Origin of the sequence: Burkholderia lata (assembly GCF_000012945.1) — a bacterium.
GTDB lineage: Bacteria > Pseudomonadota > Gammaproteobacteria > Burkholderiales > Burkholderiaceae > Burkholderia > Burkholderia lata.
The window spans coordinates 2,997,759-3,010,739 of record NC_007511.1; the positions used below are offsets into that span (position 1 = coordinate 2,997,759).

General features: G+C 66.2%; 14 protein-coding genes. 9 read left to right on the forward strand and 5 right to left on the reverse strand.

The genetic code is table 11. The features are described 5' to 3' along the window. Positions 1–120 precede the first annotated feature (120 nt). From BCEP18194_RS35945 to BCEP18194_RS35975, 7 genes are all read left to right on the forward strand, one after another. Positions 121–1,008, forward strand: coding sequence for an HpcH/HpaI aldolase/citrate lyase family protein (locus BCEP18194_RS35945; RefSeq protein WP_011356232.1), 888 nt, complete (start codon positions 121–123; stop codon positions 1,006–1,008). A 32-nt stretch (positions 1,009–1,040) separates the two neighbouring features. Further along, on the forward strand, positions 1,041–1,502 hold the full coding sequence (locus BCEP18194_RS35950; protein ID WP_011356233.1) for a MaoC family dehydratase: 462 nt from the start codon (positions 1,041–1,043) through the stop codon (positions 1,500–1,502). A gap of 22 nt (positions 1,503–1,524) precedes the next feature. Next, positions 1,525–2,691, forward strand: coding sequence for an acyl-CoA dehydrogenase family protein (locus BCEP18194_RS35955; RefSeq protein ID WP_011356234.1), 1,167 nt, complete (start codon positions 1,525–1,527; stop codon positions 2,689–2,691). Between the two features lie 130 nt (positions 2,692–2,821). Beyond that, positions 2,822–4,060 carry a CaiB/BaiF CoA transferase family protein gene (locus tag BCEP18194_RS35960; RefSeq protein ID WP_011356235.1) on the forward strand — a complete coding sequence of 413 codons (1,239 nt, stop codon included), beginning with the start codon at positions 2,822–2,824 and terminating at the stop codon, positions 4,058–4,060. Between the two features lie 2 nt (positions 4,061–4,062). Next, positions 4,063–5,229: a CaiB/BaiF CoA transferase family protein gene (locus BCEP18194_RS35965; RefSeq protein ID WP_011356236.1), complete on the forward strand. Its 1,167-nt coding sequence runs from the start codon at positions 4,063–4,065 to the stop codon at positions 5,227–5,229. 13 nt (positions 5,230–5,242) lie between these two features. After that, on the forward strand, positions 5,243–5,434 hold the full coding sequence (locus tag BCEP18194_RS35970) for a hypothetical protein (RefSeq protein ID WP_041493386.1): 192 nt from the start codon (positions 5,243–5,245) through the stop codon (positions 5,432–5,434). Positions 5,435–5,513: 79 nt separating this feature from the next. Next, positions 5,514–6,908 (forward strand): spinster family MFS transporter, encoded by a 1,395-nt coding sequence (locus BCEP18194_RS35975; RefSeq protein WP_011356238.1) that lies wholly within the window; start codon positions 5,514–5,516, stop codon positions 6,906–6,908. 95 nt (positions 6,909–7,003) lie between these two features. Here the strand turns inward: BCEP18194_RS35975 and BCEP18194_RS35980 are convergent, their stop codons facing one another. After that, positions 7,004–8,281, reverse strand: a complete 1,278-nt coding sequence (locus BCEP18194_RS35980; RefSeq protein ID WP_011356239.1) for an epoxide hydrolase family protein — start codon at positions 8,279–8,281, stop codon at positions 7,004–7,006. 204 nt (positions 8,282–8,485) lie between these two features. Continuing rightward, positions 8,486–9,190, reverse strand: coding sequence for an SDR family oxidoreductase (locus tag BCEP18194_RS35985; RefSeq protein WP_034188601.1), 705 nt, complete (start codon positions 9,188–9,190; stop codon positions 8,486–8,488). 134 nt (positions 9,191–9,324) lie between these two features. On the opposite strand from BCEP18194_RS35985, the gene gcvA reads away from it, so the two are divergent. Both gcvA and BCEP18194_RS35995 read left to right on the forward strand, forming a co-directional pair. Then, positions 9,325–10,257: a transcriptional regulator GcvA gene (gene gcvA / locus BCEP18194_RS35990; protein WP_011356241.1), complete on the forward strand. Its 933-nt coding sequence runs from the start codon at positions 9,325–9,327 to the stop codon at positions 10,255–10,257. A gap of 33 nt (positions 10,258–10,290) precedes the next feature. Beyond that, positions 10,291–10,572 carry a hypothetical protein gene (locus tag BCEP18194_RS35995; protein WP_011356242.1) on the forward strand — a complete coding sequence of 94 codons (282 nt, stop codon included), beginning with the start codon at positions 10,291–10,293 and terminating at the stop codon, positions 10,570–10,572. A gap of 35 nt (positions 10,573–10,607) precedes the next feature. Here BCEP18194_RS35995 and BCEP18194_RS36000 read toward each other — a convergent pair whose 3' ends face one another. The 3 genes from BCEP18194_RS36000 to BCEP18194_RS36010 all read right to left on the reverse strand — a co-directional run bounded on the left by BCEP18194_RS36000 (position 10,608) and on the right by BCEP18194_RS36010 (position 12,694). Beyond that, the gene (locus tag BCEP18194_RS36000; protein ID WP_011356243.1) at positions 10,608–11,195 is read right to left on the reverse strand and encodes a pyridoxamine 5'-phosphate oxidase family protein; all 588 of its coding nucleotides are present in this window, start codon (positions 11,193–11,195) and stop codon (positions 10,608–10,610) included. A 95-nt stretch (positions 11,196–11,290) separates the two neighbouring features. After that, entirely contained in the window at positions 11,291–11,482 is a 192-nt protein-coding gene (locus tag BCEP18194_RS36005) for a hypothetical protein (protein ID WP_011356244.1), read from the reverse strand. Between the two features lie 12 nt (positions 11,483–11,494). Continuing rightward, a complete protein-coding gene (locus BCEP18194_RS36010; RefSeq protein ID WP_041493387.1) occupies positions 11,495–12,694 on the reverse strand; it encodes a PLP-dependent aminotransferase family protein in 1,200 nt (399 codons plus the stop codon). Positions 12,695–12,981 lie beyond the last annotated feature (287 nt).

Below are 12,981 nucleotides of genomic sequence, written 5' to 3' on the forward strand. Positions count from 1 at the left end.
GCCACCCACCCAGGAGACAGCCCATGCACGTTGCCATCTGCCGACCCGTTCCGACCTTTGAACAGACGTAATAGTCAGGCCCTCGCCTGATGAACGACGATCAATTGGGCATACGCAACCATGTTGACGCAAACGAAACGCATCCGTTCCCTCCTCTTCGTTCCAGGCAACAAGCCGACCTGGATCGAGAAATCCGTCGAATCGAAGGCCGACGCGCTGATCCTCGATCTCGAGGACAGCGTGCCGCCCGCACAGAAAGTCGAGGCGCGTGAAATCGTCCGTTCCAAGCTCGCGTGGCTGGCCGAGCAGAAGCAGCGTGTGTGGGTACGCATCAACCGCAGCGCACACCTGTACGACTTCGACGACATCCTCGCGATCGTGAACCCGGCGCTCGAAGGCGTCGTCATTTCGAAGCCCTGCGGCCCGGAGGACATCCACACCGTGTCGTCGATGCTGGCCGAAGCCGAGTATCGCGCGGGCGTCCCGGTCGGCCATACGAAGGTGATCCCGCTGCTGGAAACCGCGCGCGCGTTGCAACTGGCGTACGAGATCGCGCAGCACGAGCGCGTGCCGGCCATCGTCGGTGCCACCGCGAAAAACGCCGACGTGGCCCGCGCGCTGAATACCGTGTGGTCGCTCGAAGGCCGCGAAGCCCACTACCTGAAATCGCGCGTCGTGATGGCCGCGCGCGCCGCCGGCAAGCTGCCGATCGGCGGCGTGTGGCAGCAGGTGCGCGACCTCGAAGGACTGAAGGTGTCGTCCGCGAACGACCGCCAGCTCGGCATGAGCGGCGAGCTGGTGCTGCATCCGTCGAACGTCGAGATCGTCAACCGCACCTACAGCCCGACCGAAGAGGACGTGGCGTTCTACCAAGGCATGATCGACGCGCTGGACCAGGCCCAGGCCGAAGGGCGCGCATCGTGCATCTACGACGGCGAACACATCGACATCGCCCACGCGAAGACGGCACGCGAAATCATCGCGCTCGCCGAGTCGTTCAATCGCTGATCGCTTCCCGGACACCCAAGGAGACAGAAAAAATGGCAGGCCTTTACTTCGAAGAATTCAAGCCCGGCATGGTGATCGAGCATGCGATCCGCCGCACCGTGACCGAAACGGACAACGTGCTGTTCTCGGCGATGACCTACAACTGCGCGCCGCTGCACATCGATGCCGAATACAGCAAGGACTCGCTCTACGGCCAACGCCTCGTGAACAGCATGTTCCTGCTCGCGCTGGTGGCCGGCATCACCGTGTACGAAACCACGCTCGGCACGACGCTCGGCAACCTCGGCTTCGGCGAAATCGCGTTTCCGAAGCCGACGTTCCACGGCGACACGATTCGCGTCGAGACCGAGATCCTCGAAACGCGGCTGTCGAAGAGCCGCAACGACTCCGGCATCGTCAAGTTCAAGCACGTGGCGAAGAACCAGCGCGACGAGATCGTGTGCACCGCATTGCGCACCGGCCTGATGCTGCTGCGTCCCGCCAGCCACGCCTGAATTCGCCCTACCGGAGAAGACCATGAACTATCAACTCAGCGACGACCAACAGGCGATCGTCGACGCCGCGCAAAAAATCTGCGCGAAGTTTCCGCTCGAATACTGGCGCAACAAGGACAAGCACCACGAATTTCCGCACGAGTTCTTCGACGCGGTCGCGAGCGGCGGCTGGCTCGGCATCTGCATGCCGGAAGAGTTTGGCGGCGCCAACCTGGGCGTGACCGAAGCCGCCCTCTTTCTGCGCGCCGCAGCCGAATGCGGCGGCCAGGCCGCGGCGTCCACCATCCACATGAACATCTTCGGCCTGCAGCCGGTCGTGCATTTCGGCTCGGACGCGCAGAAGAAGGCGTGGCTGCCGCCGTTCACGCGCGGCGAGCACAAGGCGTGCTTCGCGGTGACCGAGCCGGACACCGGCCTCGACACGACGAAGCTGAAGGTCGTCGCGAAGAAGCAGCCCGACGGCAATTACCTGATCTCGGGCAAGAAGGTCTTCATCTCGACCGCGCAAGTGGCCGACCACATGCTGATCCTCGCGCGCACCACGCCGATCGAGCAGGTCAAGAAACACAGCGAAGGGCTGAGCCTGTTCTACACGAAGCTCGATCGTCGATATGTCGACATCCGCGAGATCGACAAGCTCGGCCGCGCGGCGGTCGACACCAACGAACTCTTCATCGACGACCTGCCGGTGTCGAAGGACGAGCTGATCGGCGAGGAAGGCAAGGGCCTGAGCTACATCTTCCACGGGATGAACGCCGAGCGCGTCTTCGTTGCCGCCGAGCAGGTCGGCATGGGCCGCGCCGTACTCAAGATCGCGACGCAATACGCGAAGGATCGCGTCGTGTTCGGTCGCCCGATCGGTCAGAACCAGGGTGTCCAGCATCCGCTGGCCCGCAACTGGGCCGAGCTGGAGGCAGCCAATCACATGATGCTGGCCGCCGCAGAACTCTACGACAAGGGGCTGTCCTGCGGCTCGGAGGCGAACGCCGCGAAGCTGCTCGCGTCCGAGGCCTGCATGCAGGCATGCCAGACCGCGATCCTCACGCACGGCGGCTTCGGCTACGCGAAGGAGTATCACGTCGAGCGGTTCATGCGGGAGGCGTGGATCGGCTACATCGCCCCCGTCACCCCGCAACTCATTCTGTCGAACATCGCCGAGCGCAAGCTCGGATTGCCCAAATCGTACTGACGAGCCGTGAGCCCCCGTCGGTCCGGCGATCGACGGGCGCCCACGTTCCAATAGAAAAACCGGTCGAGGACGCGAGCTCGTCGAAGCAAGGACGGGCCTCGGTCGCACACAGGTTTTCCGGAGACAACGTATGTCAGTTACCAAACCATTGGAAGGCATCCGCGTACTCGACCTGACCGTCGCGCTCGCGGGCCCCTATGGCTCCCTGCTGCTCGGCGGCCTGGGCGCCGAGGTCATTCGTGTCGAGTCCCCCGGCGGCGGCGACATCGCGCGCAACAATCCCCCATACGTCGGCAACGACGGCGTCCACTTCGGCGTGAAGGGCGACGACGAAGTGTCGTTGACCACCCTCAACCGCGCGCGAAACAAGAAAAGCATCACGCTCGACCTGAAATCCGAACAGGGCCGCGCGCTGTTCATGGAGCTGGTCAAGGAATCGGACGTCGTCATCGAGAACGCCAGCGAAGGCGTCACGGCGCGCCTGGGCGTGGACTACGAGCGTGTTCGGCAAGTCAACCCGAAGATCGTCTATGCATCGGTCAAGGCGTTTGGCGAGCCAAGCCCCTACCCGAAGCTCAAGGGCATGGACATCATCGTCCAGGCACTGTCGGGGATCATGGACGTGACCGGGTTCGCCGACGGCCCGCCCACACGCATCGGGATTCCGATGGCCGACATGATCGCGCCGTTGTTCGCGGTGAACGGCATCCTCGCCGCACTGATTCATCGGGGCAAGACGGGCGAAGGGCAACAAGTGCAGGTATCCATGCTCGATTGCCTCGCATCGCTCGTGGCCGAGGAGCATTTCGACATCTTCCACGCACACGGCTACCCCAAGCGCTCGGGCAATTTCCAGGACCGCCTGGTGCCGTTCGGCGTCTACCGCACGAAAGACGGTCACGTCGCACTCGTCGCGTTCCAGCCCGACTGGTTCCAGAGCCTCACGGAAGCCATGGGACAACCCGAGCTGCTGACCGACCCACGCTATGCCACGCGCGGCCCGCGCATGACGCACGCAGCAGGGCTGAACACGCTCATCGAAGCATGGACGCAGCAGCACACGAGCGAGGAAGTCATTCGCGAACTGCAGGAAAAGCGCGGCGTTCCCGCCGCGAAAGTGCGCTCGCCCCAGGAGGTGCTGCATGACCCGGCGCTGCAGGAGCGCGGCGCCGTGGTGCGGCTCGAGCACCCGGGCCTCGCCGACGTCAACGCGATGGGCATGGGCCTGCCGATCAAGCTGTCCGGGACGCCTGTACAGTTCGACCAGCCCGCGCAGGCACTCGGCGCCGCCAACGACGAGATCTACCGGGAGCTGCTCAAGCTGCCGGAAGAGCGACTGCAACAACTGCGCGACGCGGGAGTGATCTGATCATGCCCGCAGCCCCCTCCCGTTCCGGCCCGTTGGCCGGCATCAAGATCGTCGAGATCGCGGGCATCGGCCCCGGGCCGCTGGCCGCGATGTTCCTCGCCGACCTCGGTGCCACCGTGATCCGCGTCGATCGCAAGGAGCCGTCCGGCATCGGCGCACCGCGCCCGGTGCAGTTCGATCTCGGGCTGCGCAACCGCAAGTCGATTCGCGTCGACCTGAAGGATCCGGCCGCCGTCGACATGGTGCTCGACCTGATCGCCAACGCCGACGCGCTGATCGAAGGGTTTCGCCCCGGCGTGATGGAGCGCCTCGGCCTCGGGCCCGAACCGTGCCTCGCGCGCAACCCGCGCCTCGTCTACGGCCGCGTGACCGGCTGGGGGCAGGACGGCCCGCTGTCGCAGGTGGCCGGGCACGACCTGAACTACATCTCAATCACCGGCGCACTGCACGCGATGGGCCGCGCGGGGCAAGCGCCAACGCCACCGCTCAACGTGCTCGGCGACTATGCGGGCGGCTCACTGTATCTCGCGTTCGGGCTGCTCGCGGGCATCCTCGAAGCGCGCGGCTCCGGCCAGGGCCAGGTGGTAGACGCCGCGATGGTGGACGGTGTCGCGTCGATCATGACGGTGATGATGGGCCTGCATGCGGCCGGCATGCTCGACAACGCACGCGGCACCAACCTGGTCGACACCGGCGCGCACTGCTACGAGGTCTACGCCTGCGCGGACGGCAAGTACGTGAGCGTCGGCCCCATCGAAAGCAAGTTCTATCGGCTGCTGCTCGAACAACTCGACCTGCAGGACCACCCGCTGCTGCAGGCGCAGATGGATCGCACGCAGTGGCCGCAGGCCAAGCAGGTGCTGGCCGAGAAATTCAGGGAACGCACGCGCGACGAATGGACGCAACGGCTCGGCCACCTCGACGTGTGCGTCGCACCGGTACTCGACTTCGACGAAGCACCGAGCCACCCGCACGCTCAGGCACGCGGCATGTTCGTCGACCTGGACGGCGTGACGCACCCGGCGCCCGGCCCGCGTTTTTCGCGCACGCCGGCCGCGCGCCCCGAGGCGCCTGCGGCGTTGAGTACCGAAAACGCAGTCGTCGCACTGCGGGACTGGCTGCCTGAAGCACGCATCGACGCGTATCGCGCGCAGGCGGTGTTCATCTGACGACGACGCGTGCGTGACGACCCGGACCGTCGCGCCCGCGCTGGGCTTCGGCCCCGGCAACCGCACATCGCGCGTGTCCGCCGGCGATGCAGGCCATCCGCATGACGGCGGTGCGCGGTGCATCGTCCGGCAACGCGAGCGCATGACCACCGGCTCGACGAAGCCGCGCTTTACCGGTTTGACGCTGCGTCGAATGACGGCATGAACCTACCGTCTCCCGTGCCGCGTCTTCCGGGTTCGCCAAACAATAGTTAAAACAACTGAATGATGACAACGGAGGAGATATGAAGCATGCCGTGAATGAAGTCCCGCCTGCCGGCGGCCCGAGCGACTCGCCAGCGGTCCGAACCGCGGTTCGTCCTGGGCATGACAGCCTGCGCTCGTGGTACATCCTGATCGTTCTGATGCTCGCGTATTCGCTTGCATACATCGATCGCCAGCTCCTCAACCTGCTCGTCGACCCGATCCGCCATTCGCTGGCGATCTCCGACACCCAGCTCAGTCTCGTTCAGGGCATTGCGTTCATTTCCGCGTACTTGATCGCGTCGCCGCTGTTCGGCCGTCTCGTCGACATCACCAACCGTCGCAACATCCTGCTGATCGGCATCTGTCTGTGGTGCATGTTCACGGCCTTGTGCGGCAAGGCCACGACATTCGAAGGCTTGTTCCTCGCGCGCTTCGGCGTCGGCGCCAGCGAAGCCTGCGTGTTCCCGGTTGCACTGTCGATGATCGCCGACTGCTTTTCGGCCAAGCAGATGCCACGCGCGATGAGTGTCTTCGTCCTCGGCCCGTTGCTCGGCGGGGGGCTCTCGCTCGTCGCCGGCGGCCTCGTGATCTCGTTCGCGCGCGACGTCCACCAGCATATCCCGATGCTCGCCGGATTCGAGACCTGGCAGCTTGCGTTCGTGCTGATCGGGTTGCCGGGCATCCTGTTCGCGTTGCTGGTGTGGCTGACGGTGCGGGAGCCGGTGCGCGGCAAGGTCGCCGGCGGCAGCACGGACGAGCGTCAGTACTCGACCCGCGAATCGTTCGCGTTTCTTTGGGAGCGACGCAGGTTCTACGCGCGCATCCTGCTGGGTGTCGGCATGCTGGCGATCGTCGTGCTCGGCATGCCGGCGTGGATGCCCGCTTACCTGATTCGCGCGCACGGGATGCCCGCGGCACAGGTCGGATTCCGCTTCGGCTTGCTGGTCGTCGGCTTCGGCATCGCGGGCGTGCTGACCGGGCCATGGATTTCCCGCCGGCTCGAAAATCGGGGCTACGAGGATGCGCCGCTGCGTACCGCCGCGATCTCGATGATTCCCATGATGATCTGCTGCGCCAGCATTCCGTTCGCACCCGGCACGCAGGGCGCGCTGGCGGCAGCGGCCGGCACCGTGTTCTTCTTCAGCCTGCCGACCGGCTGCATGGCCGCGACACTGCAGAACGTCGCACCCAGCCGGATGCGCGGCATCGTCGGGGCGCTCTACTCGTTCTTTGCCCAGTTGATCGGCTTCGGACTCGGACCGACGCTGATTGCGCTCGTCACGGACCGCGTATTCGGCAACCCGAAGATGACCGGCCATTCGATCGGCATCGTCTGCACGATCGCGGCGGCATTGGCCGCGTGGTTGCTGTTCGCGGCGCTGTCGCCCTACCGGCGATTGCTTGAGGAAGGGCGTGGGCACGCAGTGGATTGACGCTATGTGACCGGCTTCACGATCTCGTCGAAGCGGACGGCAGGAACGAACGCAGGCCGCATGCCCCCGGCCCGCGTTCGTCACACTCCCTTCGCTTACACGCGCCGCAACGGCCGGAACCCGGCACGCACTTCACGAGCGAACAGTTCCGGCTCCTCCCATGCCGCGAAATGCCCGCCCTTGTCGACTTCGTTGAAGTAGATCAGGTTGTGATAACTGCGCTCGGCCCAGCTGCGCGGCGCCTGATAGATCTCGCCCGGAAACACCGTGATCGCGGCCGGCAGCGAGATATCCACTGCGTTGAAGTTGTTCGAGTGATCCTCCCAGTAGATCTGCGCGGCGGACGTCGCGGTGTTCGTCAGCCAGTACAGCGAAATGTCGTCGAGAATCTCGTCGCGCGGAATCGAGCGTTCGGGCACGCCACCGCTGTATGTCCATTGCGAGATCTTGTCGTACATCCACGCAGCCTGCCCGGACGGCGAATCGGCCAGCGCATAGCCGACCGTCTGCGGGCGCGTGACCATCATCGCCGAGTAGCCGCAGTTGTCGCGATAGAACGTCGCAAGCTTCTCGTACGCGGCCTTCTCCTTCGGCGACAGCGAAGCCGGTGCGGGCGCATCGGTCGCGAGCAGCGTCGCGATATCCGGCGGCACCGTCGCCGGCATGTTCACGTGAATCCCGGCCAGGCCCTGCACGCGCTGCATCGCCATCCGGTGCGAGATCACCGAGCCGCAGTCGCCGCCCTGCGACACGAAGCGCGTATAGTCGAGCCGCGCCATCAGCTCGCCCCATGCGCGCGCGATGTGGTCGGAACCCCAGCCGGTCTGCGTCGGCCGGCCCGAGAAGCCGAAGCCCGGCAACGACGGCACGACGACGTGGAACGCATCGTCCGCGCTCGCGCCATGCGCGGTCGGATCGGTCAGCGGGCCGATCGCCTTCAGCAATTCGAAGATCGAGCCCGGCCAGCCGTGCGTCATGATCATCGGCATCGCGTTCTCGTGGCGCGAACGCACGTGGATGAAATGAATGTCGAGCCCGTCGATTTCCGTGATGAACATCGGGAAACCGTTCAGGCGCGCCTCGCCCTTACGCCAGTCGTAGTCGCTGCCCCAGTAACGCAGCAGCGCCTGCATGCGCGCGAGCCGCACGCCTTGCGATTCGTCGGCGACGGTCTCGCGGCCCGGCCAGCGCGTCGCGGCAATGCGACGGCGCAGGTCGGCCACAGCTTCATCGGGAATGTGCGCGGTGAACGGGCGTATGCCGCTGGCGCCGGTCGCCGCATGCAGCGCGGTGGGCAGCATCGCCGAGACCCCGGCGGCCACGGAGGTGGCCAGCAGGTGGCGACGCATTGGGGAAAACGGTGTGGAAGACATCGTTCGGCATCTCCTTTCGTGAAGTGGAAAGTGAACATGCCGCGCGCGGGAAACGCGCCCAGGCTTTCAATCCGGCGCGCCCTCGTCACGCGGCGTCGCCCATTTGAAAGGTCTGATGTATCCCGGATTTGTCTGATTTGTACGCGTTTGTAGCGGTTGCGCGGCGAGCGGCCCGGCCCCTGCGGCCGCTCGCCGGTGCAACGCTCAGAGCGCCTTGACGATCGCGCCGTCGACGCGAATGTTCTGCCCGGTGATGTAGCCCGCGCCGTCCGACAGCAGGAATGCGACCGTCTTCGCGATCTCGCCGGTCTTGCCGAAGCGGCCTGCCGGAATGCGTGCGACGATCTCCGGCGTTTCCGGCCAGCTGTCGATGAAGCCCGGCAGCACCGCGTTCATCCGGATGTTCTCGGCCGCGTAGCGTTCCGCGTAAAGACGCGTCCACGCGCTCAGCGCGGCGCGCAATGCCGACGAAACGGGCATCGGCTGCTCGGGCGCGTCCGCCGCGAAGCTCGAGATGTTGACCACCGCGCCGCCGCCCTGCTTCTGGAAAATCGGCGTCACACGGCGCATCACGCGCACCACGTTCAGCAGGATCAGGTCGAGCCCCGCGTGCCAGTTGTCGTCGGTGATCGCCAGCAGATCGCCCTTCGGCGGATGCCCGGTGTTGTTCACGACCGCATCGATGCGACCGTAGCGCGCGACCGTTTCCTGCACGAGCCGGTCAATGTCGGCCTCTTCCGTCACCGAGCCCTGGATGCCGAACCCGCCCAGCTCCTCGCCGAGCGCCACCGCGCTGCCCGACGGCGACATCAGCGCGACGCGATAGCCCGTCGCCGCCAGTTCGCGCGCGATCGCCGCGCCCATGCCCTTGCCTGCCGCCGTGATCAACGCTACTTTTTCTACAGTCACGATATGCTCCTCGTTCGAATCCCGCCACCGCGCAGCCGCCGTTCGGCGCGCCATGGTGGTAATGTAGGCGCATCAATCACGACTGTCGAACCAGTATTTCTGCCTCCAGCCGATAGTTTTTCTACAGCCTGAAGATGCCGCCTCGCCCCTCCCGCCTGCCGCCGCTGAACGCGCTTCGCGCGTTCGAAGTGTCCGCACGGCACCTCAATTTCCGCGCCGCCGCCGACGAGATCGGCGTCACGCAGGGCGCCGTCGCGCAGCAGGTGCGCCACCTGGAGGACGTGCTCGGCCTGAAACTGTTCGAACGCCTGCCGCGCGGCCTCGCGCTGACGCACGACGGCGCCGCCTACTTCTCCGACGTGCAGCGCGCACTGCACGCGATCGCCGACGCGACCGACAAGCTAGTGAAGCGGCGCGCCGCGCTGACCATCAGCACGACGCCGTCGTTCGCGTCGAAATGGCTGATCCCGCGGCTCGCGCAGTTCACCGATGCGCATCCCGACTACGACGTGCGCGTGATCGCCGACCCGCAGATCGCGACGTTCCGCCACGACGGCGTCGATCTCGCGATCCGCTACGGCAAGCCACCGTTCGGCAAGCATCTCGCCACGCATGCGCTGTTCCCGCTCGACGTGTGTGCGGTGTGCAGCCCGGCGCTACTGGCCGCGCCCGCCTCGCCGCGCGCGCTCGCGGGCCACGTGCTGCTGCACGACGCGCACGACCTGTGGCCCGAGTTTCTCGCCGCGATGCCCGAGCCCGTCGACCTCGATCCGCACAAGGGGCTGCGCTTCAACCAGACGTCGCTCGCGATCGATGCGGCCGTCGCCGGCCAGGGCATCGCGCTTGCGACCGATCCGCTCGTCGAGCGCGACATCGCCGCGGGCAGGCTGTGCAAGCCGTTCGATTTCGCGTTTCCGCTATCGGTGGGGTTCTATCTCGTGTATCCGGCCGAGCGGCGCGACGACGATGCAATCGTCGTGATGCGCGAGTGGATGGCCGCGCAGGTGGTGTCGGACGGGCAGCGCCCCGATTCAGCCAGCAGTCGCGGCGCGGAAAACAACGCCTAGGCGCCGGGCGTCATGGCGTGAGGAGGTGGTCCGATGGGATGGGAAGAAAAGTACGGTGGCATCTGGACGGGCGTGCTGATGCCCGGCGAGATGTCCGTTGCCGAAACGCATCGCGCCGATCACCATCTGGTCACGCTGATTGCCCGACGGCCTGATGGTCTTTATCGGGCCGTCGTCCTGGGGCATCGCTCCGATCCGCAGTGGCGCCTGCCGTTCTGGGGAGAAGTCACGGCGCCCGCGATGGTCCCGTCGATCGATGACGCCGAGCAGTACCTCGCCGCGGCATTGGCCAATCTCGTCGAACGCGGCTCGTGAAAGATCACGTCCTGACGGACGGCCCCCGAGCGCACTCAGGGCGCGATCCAGCGGCCCTCGTAGCCGCCTTCATGCAAGTCGAATGCCGCGCGGCGATGGCCGGCGCGCGCCAGTTCGAGCCAGTCGATGCGCGTCACGGTCACGTGAAGCAGGCAGAAGTTGCCGTAGCCGTCATCGGTTGATGCGGCGCTGTCGACATGCGCGGCTTCCGGCGACTCGACCGGTGTGCCCGGCGGCAACGGTGCGCGATACATCAGCAGCGTATGCGGACGGCTCGATTGCCAGATCGCGCGGCGTTGCGCTTCGTCGTTGCAGATCGATGCCACACCTTCCACACGAATCTGCACGAGCGCATCGAGATCGTTGGCGACGAGCGCGATACGCGGATCGCGGCGCAGCTCGGCGACCTTCTCCGAACGCGCATCGGTATGAAACGACAGCACGCGATCGACGCGGCTCACCTGACGCAACACGATCGTGCGCACCTTCGGCGCGCCGTCGATGCCGAGCGTCGCGGCCTGCAGCATCGTGAACGGCGAGCGCTGCGCGCTCACGCCGGATTCAAGGCAGGACCACAAGCGCTCGTACGTTTGCGCGAGCGATTCGGAAGTGGAGTCGGGCATGTCGAAGCAGCGATCGTGCAGGTTGCGATCGCGCCAGCTTAACCGTTTGCAGCGGCGACGGCACGCGTGCGGCACGCCCGCCGTCGCCGTGCAGCTCAGTTGTAGCCGAGTACGACCGATGCGGCTTCGCCGAGGTCGGCTGCCGGCTCCGTGCCGAAGCGGCCGAGCACGTCGGCCACATACTGCGGCCCCGCGCTGATCTGCGACGACCGGTGTGCAACCGGCCGGTTATCGCCCGCGCCCGGCGCCGCGCTCATCGATACGACTTCATTGACGGTGATATTCACGTTGTGGTCTCCTCACGCGGCCAGCGCCGCGCCATACGCGCGCACGAGGCGCGCCACGCCTTCCCGGATCGCGTCGACGTCCGGCGCGGCGAACGACAGGCGCAGCGAGGCCGCGTCGACGTTGTCCGCGAAGAATGCCTTGCCCGGCACGAACACGATCTTGTTCGCGATCGCCTGTTGCAGCAGCACGTCCGACGACACCGCGCCGATCCGCGCCCACACGAACATCCCGCCTTCGGGACGATGGAATTCGATCGCATCGCCCAGGCCGTCGCGCAACGCGTCGCACATCGCCTCGCATTTGCGCTGGTAGGCGGCCGTGATGCGCGGCAGATGGCGTTCGAGCGCACCGTCGGCCAGATACTCGGCGGCCACCGCCTGGGTCCACGGCGTGCTGCACAGATCGACCGTCTGCTTCGCGATCACGCAGCGCCGCGCGATCTCGGCCGGCGCGATCGTCCAGCCCACGCGCAGCCCAGGCGCGACGATCTTCGACAGGCTCGCGAAATGCACGATCCAGTCGCGCGCACCGTCCACTTCATCGGCGAGTGCGAGCATCGACGGCACGGCTTCGCCCGCGAAACGCAGGTCGCCGTACGGATCGTCCTCGATGATCAGGAAGCGGTATTGCACCGCGAGACGCAGCAGCTTCAGCCGGCGCTCGCGCGTGAGCGTCGCGCCCGTCGGATTTGCGAAGGTCGGCACCGTGTAGAGCAGCTTCGGCTGCGCAATCGCACCGGACGCGAGCTGTTCGCCGAGACGATCGACGTCGAGGCCCGCGCCGTCGACCGGAATCGTCACGATGCGCGCCTGCTGCAGACGCATTGCCTGCAGCGTCGCCGGGTAAGCCGGTTGCTCGGTCAGCACGACGTCGCCGGGCGACACCATCACGCGCAGCAGCAGGTCGAGGCCCTGCTGCGAACCGGTCGTGACGAGCAGTTCGGCCGGCGTGCACGCGACGCCGCGGCGCCCCATCAGCGCGATCAGTTGCTGCTTCAGTTCGGCGAGGCCGTCGGTCGGGCCGTATTGCAGGCAGCGCACGGGCTGCGCGTACGCACGCTCGGCGGCTGCGTTCAGGCCGTCGACGTCGAACAGGTCGCTGGCCGGATAGCCGCCGGCGAAGGAAATCATGCCCGGTTCGGACAGGTACTTGAACAGCTCGCGGATCGGCGAGCCGGCGGGATTCTGGAATGAGGGAGTGAACGCGTACATGTCGTCGTAAGCTGGATGGCGCGGACGGCCGGGATAGCCGCCAGATACCGGCCACCGCGGCGCTTCTGGCGCCACGGCGGTGAAATCGAGCCACGATTGTCGATAGTCATTAAGGCCGCGGCAAACGATATCTATGCACTAGGTCTTGCGGTTTGGTCATCACATGGGGCTCAGGCGGGAGCAGCGAAACGCCCCGTCCAGCGGCGCGACGACACCGGGTTGCGGGCGTGTGTTGCCGGCGGAAAGCCAATCTCGACGATTGTTTCGCCATGCGCTTGTGCGCTTAC

Coding starts and splice junctions, on each gene's coding strand:
- BCEP18194_RS35945 (WP_011356232.1), top strand. CDS start 121: ATGTTGACGCAAACGAAACGCATCCGTTCCCTCCTCTTCGTTCCAGGC.
- BCEP18194_RS35950 (WP_011356233.1), top strand. CDS start 1,041: ATGGCAGGCCTTTACTTCGAAGAATTCAAGCCCGGCATGGTGATCGAG.
- BCEP18194_RS35955 (WP_011356234.1), top strand. CDS start 1,525: ATGAACTATCAACTCAGCGACGACCAACAGGCGATCGTCGACGCCGCG.
- BCEP18194_RS35960 (WP_011356235.1), top strand. CDS start 2,822: ATGTCAGTTACCAAACCATTGGAAGGCATCCGCGTACTCGACCTGACC.
- BCEP18194_RS35965 (WP_011356236.1), top strand. CDS start 4,063: ATGCCCGCAGCCCCCTCCCGTTCCGGCCCGTTGGCCGGCATCAAGATC.
- BCEP18194_RS35975 (WP_011356238.1), top strand. CDS start 5,514: ATGAAGCATGCCGTGAATGAAGTCCCGCCTGCCGGCGGCCCGAGCGAC.
- BCEP18194_RS35980 (WP_011356239.1), bottom strand. CDS start 8,281: ATGTCTTCCACACCGTTTTCCCCAATGCGTCGCCACCTGCTGGCCACC.
- gcvA (WP_011356241.1), top strand. CDS start 9,325: ATGCCGCCTCGCCCCTCCCGCCTGCCGCCGCTGAACGCGCTTCGCGCG.
- BCEP18194_RS35995 (WP_011356242.1), top strand. CDS start 10,291: ATGGGATGGGAAGAAAAGTACGGTGGCATCTGGACGGGCGTGCTGATG.
- BCEP18194_RS36000 (WP_011356243.1), bottom strand. CDS start 11,195: ATGCCCGACTCCACTTCCGAATCGCTCGCGCAAACGTACGAGCGCTTG.
- BCEP18194_RS36010 (WP_041493387.1), bottom strand. CDS start 12,694: ATGTACGCGTTCACTCCCTCATTCCAGAATCCCGCCGGCTCGCCGATC.